Below are 17,269 nucleotides of genomic sequence, written 5' to 3'. Positions count from 1 at the left end.
CCCAGACATTCCGCGCGGCTTTCCTGCCACTCGCCTGCACGGCCGTCCTCTCGCTCGGTGCGGGGTTGTTGGCGGTCCCCGGTACCGCGGCGGCGACCCCCGCCGACCGCAACCGCGGCCCCGCCGACACCTCCTGGCCGTCCCCTCCGGCCACGGAACAGTCCGCTCCCCGCTCGGCACAGACCGAGGCGATCCGCACCGCCCAGGCGAAGGCGAAGAGCACCGGGAAACCCGTCGTGGTCGACTACATGACCACGGGCGGCAGCCAGACCACGGCCAATCCGGACGGCACGCTGACCACCGACTCCTCCCCCGTGGTGGAGCGGATCAAGAACGCCGACGGCTCCTGGCGGGCCGTGGACGCGACCCTGCGGACCAACATCGACGGCACGGTCACGCCCACCGCCGTGCCGTCCGGGCTGACCTTCTCCGGCGGCGGCAGCGGCCCACTGGCCACCATGGCCACGGCCGACGGCAAGAAGCTGTCGATCAAGGCGCCCTTCACCCTGCCGAAGCCCGAACTCGCCGGCAGCAGCGCGCTCTACCGTTCCGTCCTGCCCGATGTCGACCTGGAGCTGAGCGCCACCCCCGCCGGTGGTTGGCGCCATGTTTTGATCGTGCGCACCCCGCAGGCGGCGGCCGATCCGAAGATCAAGAAATTGCACCTCGACACCATCGTCGACGGGCTGACCGTCAGGGCGGACGCCAACGGCAACCTGACTGCCGCGGATGCTTCCGGCAAGCCCCGCTTCACCGCGCCGGCACCCGTCATGTGGGACTCCTCCACGGTTCCCGGCTCCGACGCACAGTTCAAGGCGGCGGCCAGGACCGCCGCGGCGCCCGCTTCGGACGGTGCCCCGGTCACTGCCGGGTCCGACAGCAAGGCCCCTGGCCCCGGTGCCCGGACCGCCCCGGTCGCCACCGCCGTCAGCGGCGGCGGCATCGACCTGGTGCCGGACGCCTCGGCCCTCGGCCAGGGCACCGGCCCCTGGTTCATCGATCCGAGCTGGAACCCCAGCGTCGACAACGGCACCCAGGCCTGGGCCCAGGTGCAGTCCGCCTACCCGGAGACGATGGAGTACAACGGCACGCAGTACGGCCAGGACACCCCGGCGGCCGGCTACTGCGGCTACATCGACACTCAGCACCGCTGCGAGAGGGAGGGCAAGGAGCGTGCCTACTTCCAGATCGGCCTGAACTCGGCGTTCTGGGGCTCGACCGTTCTCGCCGCCAAGCTCTACGCCACCGTCGCGCAGTCGTCCAGCCAGGAGACTGCGACGCCGATGGGTCTCTACTCGACCGGGTCGGGCAACAGCAACCCGATCAACCAGTGGACGCGCTGGAACGCCCAGCCGTGTCCCGAACCGTGGAACTGCTCCAAGGTCGGCACGGCCTGGATCAAGGGTGAGGGCGGCAAGGAGTTCGACGTCCACGGCCAGATGGTCCAGGCCGCCCGTGAGCACTGGGACGGCTGGACCTTCATGTTCGCGCCCGACGACGAGGGCAACAAGTACTACCGCCAGCGGTTCGCCAACAACCCGCACGTCGTCGTGACCTACGACTTCACGCCCCACATCGGCGACCCCGCGACCAGTCCGACCCCCGGCTTCGCCTGGAACGACTCGCACGACAAGTGCCGGACCGGAGGCGCCGCGAACCCTATGGACGCCCCGGGCTGGGTCGGGATCAACACCGACATCAATCTGAGCGTGGACACCTGGTCACCGACCGGTGAACAGCTGTGGACCGCGTTCAGGATCTGGGACACCGACGCCCCGAGTTCCCCGAAGGTCTACGAGACCGACTGGGCGGCGAGTTCAGGGCGCAAGAACGTGAGCGTCGGACCGCTGATCGACGGACACCAGTACAGCTGGTCCGCCGCCACCACCGACGGAACGCTCACCAGCGACAACAGCCCGACGTGCTACCTGCGCATCGACCGCACCCCGCCGACTGCCCGCATCACCTCGACCGACTTCCCCGAGTCCGGCACCCTGGGGGGGCACCCCAAGCGCGTCGGTGAGGAGGGGTACTTCACCCTGACCGGCACCGACCCGGCTCCGGCCACCGGTGGCCAGACCTCCGGTCTCGCCTGCGCCCGCTGGACCACCGACCCGGTCCAGGCCGCGGCCACCGGCTGGAAGTGCACCGACGGCGGCGACAACATCGTCACGGTGGACGGTGGCAGCCACCAGCTGAAGTACATCGCCAAGCACTGGGGGACCAACTTCCTCTACCTGCAGACCCAGGACAACGCCGGCAACATGTCCCAGCCGGTCGCGTACACCTTCTTCGTGCCCAGCAACCCCGCCGCGGGTCCCCCGATCATGGGGGACATCGACGGTGACCTGAAAGCGGACGTCCTCCTGCCTGACGGCGCGGGCGCCCTCCGCATGATCGGTGCGAGCGCCGACCCGTACGCGGCTCCGAACGCCAAGCCCGCATCCGCCCCCGGCACCACCAACTGGAGCACCGTCCAGATCACTCACCGGGGTTCTCTCAGCGAGCGGAACGTCGACGACCTGATCGCGCACGCTCCCGGTGCAGCGGAGCTGTACCTGTACGCCAACGACGGCATCGCCGCCACCCTGGACAACCAGAGCGGGGTACCGCTCCCGAAGCCCGGCAACTGCTACAACCCCGATTACACGCCGACCACCTGTGGCCGGTCGGATTGGTCGGGAGTCACCCAGATCGCGGCCTTCGGATCGACTTACGACGACAACCCTCGTGACCCTGGCACGGGGCAGCTCGGGCTTCCCCGCACCTCGCTCCTCTACGTCGAGGCCGGTCAGTTGTGGCTCGCGACGTCGTCCAGCGCCAAGACCCTCGACGGGCCGACCTATCTGCTGTCGCAGGACCGCAACTGGGACTTCTACGACCTGATCACCCCCGGTCCGGCCAAGGGCACGAACCTCCCCACCGTCTGGGCCCGGTCCAAGGGTGACGGAACCGTCCACGCCTACCAGCTGGCCAAGGGCAGCGCCCCGAGGAAGTTCGACGCCTCGGCGTTCGCCACCCCCACCAGCGGCTGGCTGGCCAACGGCGCCGACGCCAAGCTCTACCCGAAGGTCGGCTCCAACGGCGACGTCACCGGTGACGGCGTTCCCGACCTCTGGGCCGTGGACACCAACAACCAGCTGATCGCCTGGGCCGGCATCGGCACCAAGGCGGCCGACACCACCGGCGGCGCGACGGTGACCGGCCTGGAGAAGACCCCGGTCGCGCTCGGCAACCTCAACCGCCCCGCCGGCAACTGGCTGGCCGCGCACGACGGCACCAACACCGTCCGCGACGGGCAGAAGCGCGCCGACGGCTGGGCCACGAACGTCGGCTGGGGCCCGGAGACCGTGGACGGCCGGCCCGCCACCGTGGGCTACTTCAACCCCGGCGTCGGCTCGAACGTCACCATGTCGGGCCCCGTGGTCGACACCCGCAGGAGCTTCGCCATTTCCACCTGGGCCAAGTCCAGTCCGGCCGGCGGCGTGGTCGCCAGCCAGGAGACCGCGCACGCCAGCAACTTCCTGCTCTACAGCGACGGCGTGGGCAAGAACTGGCACTTCGGCCTGGCGTACACGGACGACGACACCTGGTCGTACGACTACACCGACACGCAGAACGCCGCCGCTCAGACCCGGCCCGGTGTCTGGACCCGGCTGACCGCCTCCTACAACGCCGACACCGGAGCGATGGCGCTCTACGTCGACGGCGTGCTGGCCGGCACCAAGGTCCACCGGGCGAGCACCAGCCCGGCGTCCTCGGGGCCGTTCACGCTGGGCCGGTACAAGTACCAGTCAAAGCCGTCCGTCAGCTTCGACGGAGCCATCGGCAGCACCGCCGTCTACCCGTTCGCGGTGGCTCCGACGGCTCCGAGCGCCACCAGCGTCGTCCGCTCGGGCGTCGACGCGGGCATGTGCGTCGACGACATCAACGCGGGCACCGCCAACGGCAATCCGATCTCGCTGGTGGCCTGCAACGGGAGCGACGCACAGCAGCTCGCCCTCGGGAACGACGGCACCGTCAGGGTCAAGGGCGGGTGCATCGCCACGGTGAACGCCGGCACCGCCGACGGCACGCAGCTGGAGTTCCACACCTGCGACGGCACCACGGCGCAGAAGTGGATCCCGCTCGCGAACGGTGCGCTGTACCACCCCGCCTCCGGAAAGTGCTTCGAGCTGCCGGGCGGGCCGGCGGCCGGCGGCACGCGGCTCCAGATCGCGGGCTGCGGCTACGGGGCGAACCAGCAGTGGAGCATACCGACACTGAGGACGGCGGTGCCGCCGGCTCCGCCGCGCTCCTGACCTTCGGGGCCGGGTAGGCGTCAGGGCTCGTGTCGCCGGGGGCGGCGCGGGCCCTGACGTGGTGTCGAGATGGTTCGGGTGGAGGGACAAATCGGGGCAAGGTGGGAATAGCCGTCGATGGCGTTGACACCCGGGTTGGCCAGCTGGTGGGGTGGCGGCGATGTGGTCGTGGCCTGGCGAGGAGGCTCCTGTGCAAGCCCGAGTGTCCGTTGTGGCCGGGCGGCGGCTGCGGTCGCAGTTGGAGCAGAGTCCGGCGTTGCGGGAGGTGTTGCAGCACCCCGCGGCGGTGGTCGCGCGGCGGGCCACCGCGCGGACGTGCCGTCAGCTGGCGCCGCGGACGGCGGACCGGCTGATCGCCGATCTCAAGGGGACGGAGCCGCTGTTGGCGTCGGTGCGGGAGGCCCGCCCGGGCCGGCGGACGATGCAGATCGCCGCCGGGGTCGCGGCCGCGGCGGTGGTCGGCGGGCTGCTGGCGGGCTCGTTGCCGTCGACGGCGTACGCGGCGGCCTCGGCGCCGGACGTGGTGAGCACCGCGCCGCAGACGCCGCTGGGCAGCGTGACCGATCCGAAGGTGTTCCCGAAGCCGCAGCAGCAGACCCTGGCGGGCAGACCCGTCGCGGTGCCCTCCGCGGTGACGCTGGTGACCGCCCCCAAGGTGGACCTCGGGGCGGTGCACGCCGTCCGGGAGGTGCTGGAGGTCGCCGGGGCGGGCGAGGTGACGCCGCAGCCGGACGGCGGGACGCCGGCCGCCGGCGCGCTGGTGGTGTACGTCGGCGGGCCCGCCGAGGGCGCCGACGGGGAGGTGGACCGGGTGCTGCGGCAGCTGTCCGCGGCGGCCGGCGGGAAGGACGGCACCGGGCCGACGACCGCGGGCATGCCGGCCGGCGGCTACGTGCTGGCGGCCGGTCAGCTGCCCGCCCAGGGCGGCGGGACGTACGGCGCCGTGGTGCTGTCCGGCGTGGACGCCACCGGCACCTTCTACGCCGCGCAGAGCCTGCGTCAGCTGCTCGCCGCCGTACCGGCCGGGCAGGGCCAGGCGCCCGGCGCGGCCGGGCTCGGACTGCCCGGGATCACGCTGCGGGACTGGCCGACCGGCGCCCCGGTGCGCGGCACCGCGGAGGCCTTCTACGGCACCCCGTGGACCGCCCAGCAGCGGCTCGAGCAGGTCGACTTCCTGGGCCGCTCCAAGCAGAACTTCTACCTCTACGCCCCCGGTGACGACCCGTACCGGCTCTCCCGCTGGCGCGACGCCTACCCCGAGGCGCAGGCCGAGGAGCTGCGCGAGCTGGGCTTCCGGGCGCGGCAGAACCACGTCACGCTCGGCTACGCGATCGACCCGGGGCAGTCCTTCTGCTTCAGCTCGGGCAAGGACGTCGACGCCCTGGTGAACAAGCTGGACGGGCTGCGCAAGCTCGGCTTCACCGCCTTCCAGCTGCAGTTCCTGGACGTCAGCTACGACGAGTGGCACTGCGACGACGACAGTGACGAGTACGGCTCCGGGCCCACCGCCGCCGCCAAGGCGCAGGCCGCGCTGGTGCGGAAGGTGCAGGACCGGCTGATCGCGCGGAACCCGGGCCTGGCGCCGCTGTCCGTCGTCCCCACCGAGTACCACCAGCAGGGCTCCACCCCGTACCGCAAGGCCCTGGCGGCGGCGCTGCCGGAGGGCGTGCAGGTGGCCTGGAGCGGGGTCGGGGTGATCCCGGAGAAGATCACCGCCGCCCAGGCCTCGGACACCGCCGGGCTGTACGGGCGCCCGCTGCTCACCATGGACAACTACCCGGTCAACGACGCCAGCCCGGACCGGCTCTTCCTCGGCGCCTACAGCGGGCGCGACCCGGAGGTGGCCACCCGCTCGGCGGCGCTGCTGACCGGCGCCATGCGGCAGCCGGTGGCCTCCCGGATCGCCGTCTCGACGGCCGGCGACTTCGCCTGGAACCCGGCCGGGTACCAGCCGCAGGAGTCCTGGCAGGCCGCCGTGCGCTCGCTGGCAGGGCCGACCGGCGCCGCCCCGACGCCCGCCGGGACGGCGCTGTCCGCGGTCACCGCGCTGGCCGGGAACAGCACCTCCTCGCCGCTGTCCAAGCAGGAGTCCGGCTATCTGACGCCGCTGCTGGACCGGTTCTGGGCGGCCGCCGAGCCCACCTCCGGCAGCACCCCCGACCTGGCCAGGCTGATCGAGGCCGCCGCCCCGCTGCGGGACGCCTTCGCCACCATGGCCACCGCCCAGCAGACCCTGGCCGGCACCCCGGCCACCACCCAGCTGGCCGCCGAGGCCGCGCCCTGGCTGGGCCCGCTGCGCGACTACGGGCTGGCCGGGCAGGCCGCCCTCGACATGCTGCTGGCGCAGCACGGCGGCGACGGCACGGCGGCCTGGAAGGCCCGGGTCGAGCTCAACCGGCTGCGCGAGCAGCTGGACCGGGCCCCGGCCACCGTCGGCGCCGGGGTGCTCGCCCCGTTCCTGGAGCGGGCCGTGCGCGCCGCCGACAACTGGTCGGGCGTGGGCGGCGGCGCGGTCGCCCCGACCACCACCATGGGCACCGCGCAGGACCACCTGCCCGCGCTGATGACCGACGGCGTGGCCGACACCTTCTACTGGAGCTCCGCTCCCCCGCAGCCCGGCGACGCGGTCGGCCTGGACCTCGGTGCGGGCCGCCCGGTCAGCGGCGTGACCGTGCTGATGGGCGGCTGGGGCAACGGCCCGGACGCCCGGACCGCCACGGACGACTACATCCGCGACGGCGTGCTGGAGTACTCCACCGGCGAGGGCGGCTGGAAGCAGCTCGCCACCGTCAGGAACCAGAAGACGGTCAGCGCCCAGCTCCCGCCGGGCACCGTGGTACGGGCCGTGCGGCTGCGGGCCACCGCCGCGCAGAAGACCGCCGTCGCGGTGCGCGAGTTCACCGTCACCGCCCCGGACGACTCCCCGGCCAGCGTCAGCGGCGGTCCCGACGCGGCGCCCGGCTCCCCCGCCGCCGCCGTGCTGGACGGCAACCCGGACACCGCGTACCGGGCCGCCAACGCGCCGACCGCGCTGGACGAGCCGCTCGTCGTCGAGCTCGGCGCGGCCCGTCCGCTGGACCGGCTCACCGTGCTGACCGACCCGGCCGTGCGCGCCACCGCCACCGTCGCGGTGCGCCGGGCCGACGGCACGTGGGCCGACATCGGCACCGTGCAGCCCGGCTACAACGAGCTGCCGGCCGGCGGGCTGGCCGCCGACGCCTTCCGGCTGACCTGGCGGCCCGGCGGCGACCCGCCGGTGGTCAACCAGGTGATCCCCTGGTACGCGGACGCCCCGGCGGCCCGGCTCAGCCTCTCCGACCCGGCCCTGGACGTGGTCACCGGCGCCGCCGCGCCCGTGCAGACCCGGGCCACCGTGGAGGCCGGCCGCCCCGAGGGCACCACCGGCGAGCTGCGCACCGAGGTGCCGGCCGCCGCCAAGGGCCTGACCGTGACCCCGGCCGGCCCGGTGACCGTGCCGCGCGGCGGCCGGGTGGGCGTGCCGCTGCTGGTCAACGCCACCGCGGAGACGCCGTCCGGGACGTACCAGGTGCCGGTGCAGTTCGTGGCCGCCGGGACGACCGTCCGGCAGGTGCTCCAGGTGCACGTGGTGCCGCCCACCGGCGGTCCGGACCTGGCGGTCGGTGCGAAGGCCACCTCCTCGGGCGACGAGACGGCGAACTTCCCGGCCTCGGCGGTCACCGACGGCGATCCGAAGACCCGCTGGTCCTCGCCCGCCAAGGACGACGCCTGGGTGCGGCTGGAGCTGCCGCAGGCGACCCGGCTGGGCGCGGCGGTGCTGCACTGGCAGGCCGCGTACGCCGCCTCGTACCGGATCCAGGTCTCGGCGGACGGGAACACCTGGACCGACGCGGCGACGGTGGACGGCGGCAAGGGCGGCGACGAGACGGTGCGCTTCGACGCGCCCGGCGTCCGGTACGTCCGGGTGCAGGGCGTGGCGCGGGCGACCAAGTACGGCTACTCGCTGTGGGGCGTCGAGCTGTACGCGGTGGCCCCGCCGGCCGCGCCGCAGCCCCCGGCCGGACAGCCGGCCCAGCCGGGCGGCGCGCCGGTCGCCCCCGCGGCGCCCCCGGCGGCGACCAAGCCGTGACGGCCCGCACGGCCGGTCCCGGGAAGGGCCGCCGGAACGCGGCGGGACGCACGGCCGGTTCCGGGTAGGTCCCCCGGAACGCTGCGGGACGCACGGCCGGCCCCGGCAAGGTCCCCGGGCACGCGGCGGGCCGCCGGCTCCCCGGTGCGGGGGGCTCGGCGGCCCATGAGGCGCGTACCGACGGTGTGACGGGCGGGCCCTTGTGGAGCTGGGTCAGGCGGAGAGCGGTGCGGGCTGCTCGCCGCGGCGGACGGGGGCGGGGTGGGCGGCGTGCGCCCGGCCGAGCGGGACGGGGTGGACCGGCTGCTCGGTATGGTCGTGGTGCTCGTACTCGCCCCACTGCGGGGCGCGCAGCTGGTCACCGCCGCCGTAGGGTTCCAGATAGGGCCGCCACCGCGGGTCCTTGATCCCGGTGCCGATGATGCGCCAGGCCAGGCCGCTGGGCGGCGCGGGTGGTCGTTTCATCCGCCAGCCGAGTTCGGTGAGGTGGCGGTCGGCCTTGGTGTGGTTGCAGCGGCGGCAGGCCGCCACCACGTTGTCCCACCGGTGCTGGCCCCCGCGGCTGCGCGGGATGACGTGGTCGACGCTGGTGGCGGCGGCCCCGCAGTAGACGCAGCGGCCGTGGTCGCGGGCGAACAGCGCCCGGCGGGTGAGCGGGACGGGCCCGCAGAACGGGACCCGCACGAAGCGGGTCAGACGGACGACGGACGGCGCCGGAAGGGCGCTGGTGGCGCTGTGCAGAGTGACTCCCGAGTCCTCCAGGCTGACCGCCTTGTGGTTGAGGACCAGGATGAGTGCGCGGCGCATCGATACGACGCCGAGCGGCTCGTAGGACGCGTTGAGGACCAGGACATGCGGCACGGATGCCTCCTTGGACGCCTGCGGCGCGTGGCTCGCGCCGGGACGAGCGGTTGGACCGCGCCACGCGTGCGCGATCTCCCCCAGTGTCGCCTTACGCCTTTGTACGGCGCCACCACTCCTGTGTAACGGACCTGACGCGAACTCCGGGTGTGGTCTCTGTCATAGCCGGTATGCCCGGGGGAAGGTCGGGTTGCACCCGGGTGGCGGTGCGGCCCGCCCCGGTGACCCTGCCGGGTGGGCCTCCGGGGGCAGGGTTCGGCCGTCCGGAGCAGCGTCCCGAGTGGCCCCGGACGGCCGCGGACGGCCCCGGACGGCTTCGCGGCCCGGGTGGAGAGGGAGCGTGCGGGGGCGTTGACGGGGCGTTCGGGACGCTCCGTACGCCCTCGGGCACGCTCGCGGGAGGTTCCCGGCGCGTCCTGGCGGGCATCGTGCGGCGGATAGGCTAGCGCTCACGGTCCGCGGGCCGCTCGTCGGCGGTGCGGACCACCACGCACCCAGCCAGGAAGGTCCGCACGTGTTCAGCTCCGGTGCCACCGGTCCGTCCGACGCGTCCGCCGCGCTCGCCACCCCGACGCCGACCCCAAGCCCCACCGCGCAGCTGCCCGAGTTCGACCTGCGGATCCCGACCAGCGCGCAGGAGGTCTCGGACACCACCCGGCAGGCCGCCAGCTGGTTCGACACCCACTGGCAGGGCTGGCTGGCCTCCGGGCTGCGGATCGTCTTCATCATCGTGCTGGCCCTGGTGCTGCGGGCCGTGGTGCGCAAGCTCATCACCCAGCTGATAGGGCGGATGGCGCGCACCTCCGAGCACCAGGAGGAGAGCCGGCTGGGCGGGCTGCTGGCCAACACCGGGGTGGTGAACACGGAGCGGCGCCAGCAGCGCTCGGAGGCGATCGGCTCGGTGCTGCGCAGCGTGGCCTCCTTCACCATCCTGGGCACGGCGGCGCTGATGGTGCTGTCCGCGCTGGGGGTGAACCTGGCGCCGCTGCTGGCGAGCGCCGGTGTGGCCGGTGTGGCGATCGGTTTCGGCGCCCGCAACCTGGTCACCGACTTCCTCTCCGGGGTCTTCATGATCATGGAGGACCAGTACGGCGTCGGCGACGAGATCGACACCGGGGTGGCCACCGGCACCGTGCTGGAGGTCGGCCTGCGGGTGACCAAGCTGCGCGGCGCGAACGGCGAGATCTGGTACATCCGCAACGGCGAGGTGAAGCGGATCGCCAACATGAGCCAGGGCTGGGCGACCGCCTCGGTGGACGTGCAGGTCGGGTACAAGGAGGACCTCGTCCGGGTCGAGGACCTGATCCTGGCGACGGCCGAGCTGATGGCCAAGGAGGCCCCGTACGACGAGCTGATCTGGGCGCCGGTGTCGATCCTGGGCGTGGAGTCGGTCGCCCCGGACTCGGTGGTGCTGCGGGTCGAGGCCCGGACGGCCCCGGGCAAGGCCCTCTCCGTCTCCCGGGCGCTGCGCCAGCGGCTGAAGATGGCCTTCGACCGGGCCGGCATCAAGGTCAAGGAGGAGGTCCCGGCGGCCGCGGCGGCGGGGGCGACCGGCGTGGTGATCGCGCCCTCCCCGGTACCCGCCGCCGAGCAGGCCGCGCCGTCCGCGCTCGCCGACCCGAACTCCGCCCGTTTCAAGGCCGCCGAGCCGATCCCGTCCGCGAAGGGCGCGGACGACCCGGCGAAGGCGTAGCGGCTCCCCGACGGACCGCCCGAAGGCCCCGCTCCCACCCCGGGCACGGTGGGGGCGGGGCCTTCGGGCTGTCCGGTAACGCTTCGGCATCCTCCGCTCCACCCACCATTGACACCCCGACGACACGGCCCTTACGGTCCTTGCCAAGCGACTGGAAAGTTTCCTAACAGTTCACCGGAGCGAGCCGAAAGAGGAGGATTCCGGGCATGACCAAGAGCACCGCCAAGGCCCCCCTCGCCGGCACCCCCAGCCTGCTGCGCGCCATCAACGACCGCGCCGCCCTCGAACTGCTGCTGGAGAACGGGCCGCTCTCGCGCACCCAGATCGGCACCCTCACCGGGCTCTCCAAGCCCACCGCCTCCCAGCTGCTGGCCCGGCTGGAGGCGGCCGGGCTGGTGCTGCCGGTCGGCACCACGGCGGGCGGCCCCGGGCCCAACGCCCGGCTGTACCAGGTGAATCCGGCCGCCGGGTACGTCGCCGGACTGGACGTCACCAACAGCGAGATCCGGGTCGCCGTCGCCGACATCACCGGCACCACCCTGGCCGAGCACACCATGCCGACCAAGGGCGTCCCGGCCGCCGGGACCGTGTCGGCCGTGGCCGCCGCGGTGGCGGCGGCCGTCCGGGCCGCCGGCCTCCCCGAGGGCTCGCTGCGCACCGCCGCGGTCGGGGTCGGCGGCGCTCCCGACCCGGTCACCGGCCGGCTGCGCTACGCCTCCCACCTGCCGGGCTGGCACTCGCCGCGGCTGGTCGAGGAGCTGACCGCGGCGATCGGCGCGCCGGTGTCGATCGAGAACGACGTGAACCTGGCCGCCGTCGCCGAGCAGTCCTCGGGCGCCGCGGCCGGCTTCGAGGACTTCGTCCTGCTCTGGGCCGGGGCGGGGGTCGGCGCGGCGATCGTGATCGCCGGGCGGCTGCACCGCGGCTTCACCGGCGGCGCCGGGGAGGTCGGCTACATGCCGCTGCCCGACTCCCCGGTCGAGTGGGACGCCCGCCGCCGCAAGTTCGGCGGGTTCCAGGCCCTGGTCGGCGCCCCCGCCGTCCGGGCCCTGGCCCGGGAGCACGGGCTCGGCGCGGCCACCGCGCAGGAGTCCATCGCCAAGGCGCTGGCCACCCCCGGCGCCGGCGACGCCTTCCTCGCCGAGCTGGCCGGGCGGCTCGCCGTCGGGCTGGCGGTGATCGTCGCCGTCGTCGACCCCCAGCTGGTGGTCCTCTCCGGCGTGGTGCCGAGCGCGGGCGGCGAGCGGCTGCGCGCCCTCGTCGAGGACGAACTGGCGCGGATCTCCATCGCCCGGCCGGAGGTCCGCAGCAGCGCCCTGCCCGGCTCACCGGTCCTGCTCGGCGCCCTGCAACGTGCCCTGTCCGACGCCCGCGAGGCGGTCTTCTCCACCCACTGACGTCCACCCGCTGACGCTCCCGCTGTCACCTCGCCCACCTGCACCCACCTCTCCCCAACCCCCGAACGCGGGACCCGAGGCAACGAGGCCTGCCCGCGCACTCCCAGGAGGATCCCGAAGTGCACGCCACCACCTCCCGCCGAGGCCGTCGCACGATCGCCGCCGTCGCCGGCAGCGCCGTCCTGGCCCTGCTCGCCTCCGCCTGCACCGGTTCCAGCGACTCGGGCGGCACCGACGACTCGGCCAGCGGCAAGGACGTCACCATCACCTTCTGGCACGGCTGGAGCCAGGACAACGAGACCAAGGCGATCAACGACAACATCGCCGCCTTCGAGAAGGCCCACCCCAACATCCACGTCAAGGCCGTGGGCAACATCCCGGACGACAAGGTCAACCAGGCGCTGCGGGCCGGTGGTGACAGCGCACCGGACGTGGTCTCCTCCTTCACCACCAACAACGTCGGCATGTTCTGTTCGACCAAGGCCTTCGCCGACCTCAAGCCGATGCTCGACAAGAGCGGCATCGACCCGGCCAAGACCTTCCCGGCCGCGATGCTCGCCTACACCCAGTTCAAGGGCAACCAGTGCTCGCTGCCGCTGCTCGGCGACGCGTACGGCCTGTACTACAACAAGAAGGCCTTCGCCGACGCCGGCATCGCCAACCCGCCGAAGACCTTCAGCGAGTTCGCCGAGGACGCCGTCAAGCTGACCCAGGCCGACGGCGACTCCTACAAGCAGCTCGGCTTCATGCCGCTGTACCACGGCTACGAGTCCACCACCGAGCACTACCTCGGCCAGTACGGGCCGAGCTACTTCGGCGCCGACGGCAAGTCGAGCATCGCCGCCGACCCGAAGGTCGCCGCGATGCTGAAGTGGCAGAAGGGCCTGGTCGACCAGCTCGGCGGCTACGCCAAGCTGGAGAAGTACCGCGCCACCTTCGGCGAGGAGTTCAGCGCCAAGAACCCCTTCCACACCGGCCAGGTCGCGATGATCCTCGACGGCGAGTGGCGCACCGCCTCGCTCGCCGAGAACAAGCCCGGCTTCGAGTGGGCCACCGCCGCCTTCCCCGTCCCGGACGACCAGGCGGACACCTACGGCCGCGGCTACCAGACCGGCACCATCGTCGGCATCGCCAGCACCAGCAAGAAGCAGGCCGCCGCCTGGGAGTTCGTCAAGTACCTGACGACGGACACCGACGCGGTGGTGAACTTCGCCAACGCGATCCACAACGTGCCGAGCACCTTCGACGCGCTCAACTCGCCGAAGCTGGCCGCCGACGAGAACTTCAAGACCTTCCTGGACGTCGCCAGGAACCCCCACTCCGGCACCACCCCGCCGGCCGCCAACGGCGGCGCCTACATCGTGACCCTGCAGAACCTCGGCTACGACTACGAGTCCGGCAAGCAGGCCGACCTCCAGGCGGGCCTGGCCGCCGCGGCCAAGCAGATCGACACCGACATCGCCCAGGCCAAGTAGGCCCGGGAACGGTCCACGGAGCTCCCATGTCACTCGCGTTCGGCACCCGCAAGGGGAACGACGAGGCCGACGCGGCACCGACCGGCCCGGCGGCGCCCGGCACGCAGCACCTGCTGCGCCGCAAGCGCCGCCGGGAGGCGGCCCGCACCCTCGCCTTCCTCTCCCCCTGGCTGATCGGTTTCAGCGTCTTCTTCGCCTACCCGCTGATCTCCACCGCCTACTTCTCCTTCACCTCCTACAACGGCTTCGGCAACCCGAGCTTCAACGGCCTGAAGAACTGGGACTACGTCTTCAACCACCTGCCGGCCTTCTGGCAGGGCCTGCGCAACACCGTGTGGCTGGTCGTCGTGATGGTGAGCCTGCGGGTCGCCTTCGGCCTGGGCATCGGGATGCTCATCACCAGGGTGAAGACCGGCGCGGGCTTCTTCCGCACCGCGTTCTACCTGCCCTACCTGGCCCCGCCGGTGGCCGCCACCGTCGCCTTCGCCTTCCTGTTCAACCCCGGCACCGGCCCGGTCAACCACCTGCTCGGCGACCTCGGCCTGCCGCAGCCCGGCTGGTTCGCCTCCGAGGACTGGTCCAAGCCCGCGCTCACCCTGCTCGCCATGTGGGGCGTCGGCGACCTGATGGTCATCTTCATGGCCTCGCTGCTGGACGTCCCCCGGGAGCAGTACGAGGCGGCCCAGCTGGACGGCGCCGGCCCCTTCCAGCGGTTCCGGTACGTCACGCTGCCGAACATCTCGCCGATCATCATGTTCGCGGTGGTCACCGGGGTGATCCAGACCATGCAGTACTACACCCAGGCGTACGTCGCCGGGAAGGTCGCCAGCGGCATCGCGGGCAACTCCGGGCAGCAGTTCGAGCCCGGCTACCCGGGCGGCTCCACCTGGACCCTGCCGCAGATGGTCTACAAGCTCGGCTTCCAGAGCTACAACTACGGCGCGGCCTGCGTCGTCGCCCTGGTGCTGTTCGCCATCTCGATGGCCGTCACCTCGATCCTGCTCCGCCGCCGCTCCGGCTTCATGGCGAGCGACGACTAGGACGTGTCCGACGATTCCAGTCGGGCTCGCGACGCGAATCGTCAGACACGCCCGGGGCCCGGGAGGACCCGATCATGACCCTTGGCACCACACTCACCGCGGGGCCGGCCACGGCCGTCCCCTCCCGGTCCGGCGGCCCCGCCGCCCGGGCCGCCCGCCGCCGCGCGTTCCTCCACTGGGTGGCCGTGCACACCGTGGCGATCGCCGCCGCGCTGTTCTTCCTGCTGCCCTTCGTCTTCGTCTTCCTCACCTCGGTGATGTCGGACGGACAGGCGCTCACCACCGACTACTGGCCGACCGACTGGCACTGGGGCAACTACAGCAAGGTCTGGAGCACCCCCGGCTTCCTCACCTGGTGGCGCAACACCCTGCTGTACGCCGGGTTCGGCACCCTGCTGACCGTCGTCTCCAGCCTGCCGGTGGCCTACGCCCTCGCCAAGTTCCGCTTCCGCGGCCGCAACCTGGCCCTGATGGGGGTCGTCGCGATGATGATGCTGCCCCCGCAGGTCACCGTCATCCCGATGTTCCTGTTCTGGTCCAAGCAGATGGGCATGGACGGCTCGCTCTGGCCGCTGATCCTCCCGATGGCCTTCGGCGACGCGTTCTCCATCTTCCTGCTGCGCCAGTTCCTGATGACCATCCCCAAGGAGTACATCGAGGCCGCCCGGATCGACGGCTGCGGCGACCTGCGCACCCTGCTGCGGGTGGTCCTGCCGATGGCGAAGCCGGCCGTCGCGGCGGTCGCGCTGTTCCAGTTCTTCTACTGCTGGAACGACTACTTCGGCCCGCAGATCTACGCCAGCAACAACCACGAGGCCTGGACGCTCAGTTACGGACTGGAGTCCTTCAAGGCCGCCCACCACACCAACTGGAACCTCACCATGGCCGCCACCCTGCTGGTGATGGCACCGGTGATCGTCCTCTTCTTCTTCGCTCAGAAGGCCTTCATCGAAGGCGTGACACTGACAGGGGTCAAGGGCTGATGTCCGCACTCAAGTTGGCAATCGTCGGCGGCGGTTCGACGTACACTCCGGAGCTGATCGACGGCTTCGCCCGGCTGCGCGACACCCTGCCGGTCGGCGAGCTGGTGCTGATCGACCCGGCCGCCGACCGCCTGGAGCTGATCGGCGGCCTCGCCCGGCGGATCTTCGCCCGGCAGGGCCACGCCGCGGCCGTCACCGTCACCACCGACCTGGCGGCGGGCGTCGCGGACGCCGACGCCGTACTGCTCCAGCTGCGCGTCGGCGGGCAGGCGGCCCGCGACCGGGACGAGACCTGGCCGCTGGAGTGCGGCTGCGTCGGGCAGGAGACCACCGGCGCCGGCGGCCTGGCCAAGGCGCTGCGCACCGTCCCGGTGGTGCTGGACATCGCCGAGCAGGTGCGCCGGGCCAACCCGGACGCCTGGATCGTGGACTTCACCAACCCGGTCGGCATCGTCACCCGGGCCCTGCGGAACGCCGGGCACAAGGCCGTCGGGCTGTGCAACGTCGCGATCGGCTTCCAGCGCAGGTTCGCCGGGCACCTGGGCGTGGACCCGGAGCTGGTCCGGCTCGACCACGTCGGGCTCAACCACCTGACCTGGGAGCGCGGGGTGACCCTGCTGGACGCCCCGGGCGCCGCGACCGGTCGCGAGGTGCTCCCGGAGCTGCTGGCCTCGCACGGCAAGGAGATCGCCGAGGACCTCCGCCTGCCGCAGGCCCTCGTCGAGCGGCTCGGCGTGGTGCCGTCCTACTACCTGCGGTACTTCTACCAGCACGACGCGGTGGTGGCCGAGCTGCGGGAGCAGGGCTCGCGCGCCGCGCAGGTCGCCGAGATCGAGCGGCAGCTGCTGGAGCTGTACGCCGACCCGGCCCTGGACACCAAGCCCGAACTGCTCGGCAAGCGCGGCGGCGCCTTCTACTCGGAGGCGGCCGTCCAGCTGATCGCCGCGCTGCTCGGCACCGGCGGCGGGACGTCCGTGCAGGTGGTGAACACCCGCAACGACGGCGTGCTGCCCTTCCTGCCGGACGACGCCGTCATCGAGGTCCCGGCGGAGGTGGACGCGCGGGGGGTGCGCCCGCTGCCGCAGCGGCCCGTCGAGCCGCTGTACGCCGGCCTGATCGCCGCCGTCACCGCGTACGAGCACCTCGCCCTCGACGCCGCCCTGCGCGGCGGCCGGGACCGGGTCTTCGACGCCCTGCTCGCCCACCCGCTGGTCGGCCAGATCGAACTCGCCGACCAGCTGACGGACCGGCTGCTCGCCCACAACCGCGAGCACCTCGCCTGGGCCTGACCCGGCCCGCGACTCCCCCGCCCGGCGACCGCGGAAGGCCGCCGGGCGGGCAGCGCGAGGAGACCGTCCACCCCCGGCCGGGGACCCTCCGGCCGGGCTCCCCGGCCGCGACCACGGCCGGG

8 protein-coding genes and 1 pseudogene are annotated in these 17,269 nt (G+C 72.9%); 8 read left to right on the top strand and 1 reads right to left on the bottom strand.

Annotated features, from left to right (window positions below; genetic code table 11):
* Positions 1–68 precede the first annotated feature (68 nt).
* Both ACZ5GH_RS25235 and ACZ5GH_RS25230 read left to right on the top strand, forming a co-directional pair.
* Positions 69–4,301, top strand: coding sequence for a ricin-type beta-trefoil lectin domain protein (locus ACZ5GH_RS25235; protein ID WP_464335294.1), 4,233 nt, complete (start codon positions 69–71; stop codon positions 4,299–4,301).
* A 265-nt stretch (positions 4,302–4,566) separates the two neighbouring features.
* On the top strand, positions 4,567–8,409 hold the full coding sequence (locus ACZ5GH_RS25230) for a beta-N-acetylglucosaminidase domain-containing protein (protein ID WP_464336865.1): 3,843 nt from the start codon (positions 4,567–4,569) through the stop codon (positions 8,407–8,409).
* A gap of 357 nt (positions 8,410–8,766) precedes the next feature.
* Here ACZ5GH_RS25230 and ACZ5GH_RS25225 read toward each other — a convergent pair.
* Positions 8,767–9,270: pseudogene (locus tag ACZ5GH_RS25225) on the bottom strand (HNH endonuclease); the annotation flags it as partial.
* A 514-nt stretch (positions 9,271–9,784) separates the two neighbouring features.
* Between ACZ5GH_RS25225 and ACZ5GH_RS25220 the strand changes: the two are divergent.
* From ACZ5GH_RS25220 to ACZ5GH_RS25195, 6 genes are all read left to right on the top strand, one after another.
* Positions 9,785–10,963: a mechanosensitive ion channel family protein gene (locus ACZ5GH_RS25220; RefSeq protein ID WP_464335293.1), complete on the top strand. Its 1,179-nt coding sequence runs from the start codon at positions 9,785–9,787 to the stop codon at positions 10,961–10,963.
* A gap of 206 nt (positions 10,964–11,169) precedes the next feature.
* A complete protein-coding gene (locus tag ACZ5GH_RS25215) occupies positions 11,170–12,360 on the top strand; it encodes an ROK family transcriptional regulator (protein WP_387757924.1) in 1,191 nt (396 codons plus the stop codon).
* A 119-nt stretch (positions 12,361–12,479) separates the two neighbouring features.
* Positions 12,480–13,835 carry an ABC transporter substrate-binding protein gene (locus ACZ5GH_RS25210; RefSeq protein ID WP_387757922.1) on the top strand — a complete coding sequence of 452 codons (1,356 nt, stop codon included), beginning with the start codon at positions 12,480–12,482 and terminating at the stop codon, positions 13,833–13,835.
* A gap of 26 nt (positions 13,836–13,861) precedes the next feature.
* Entirely contained in the window at positions 13,862–14,875 is a 1,014-nt protein-coding gene (locus ACZ5GH_RS25205) for a carbohydrate ABC transporter permease (protein WP_387757921.1), read from the top strand.
* A 74-nt stretch (positions 14,876–14,949) separates the two neighbouring features.
* A complete protein-coding gene (locus ACZ5GH_RS25200) occupies positions 14,950–15,858 on the top strand; it encodes a carbohydrate ABC transporter permease (RefSeq protein ID WP_387757920.1) in 909 nt (302 codons plus the stop codon).
* Positions 15,858–17,147, top strand: a complete 1,290-nt coding sequence (locus ACZ5GH_RS25195) for a 6-phospho-beta-glucosidase (RefSeq protein ID WP_387757918.1) — start codon at positions 15,858–15,860, stop codon at positions 17,145–17,147. Before ACZ5GH_RS25200 ends, ACZ5GH_RS25195 begins: the two co-directional genes overlap by 1 nt.
* The last annotated feature ends 122 nt before the right edge of the window (positions 17,148–17,269 follow it).

It is taken from the genome of Kitasatospora sp. Xyl93 (assembly GCF_055383135.1).
This window is presented reverse-complemented; position numbering and strand designations above follow the sequence as displayed.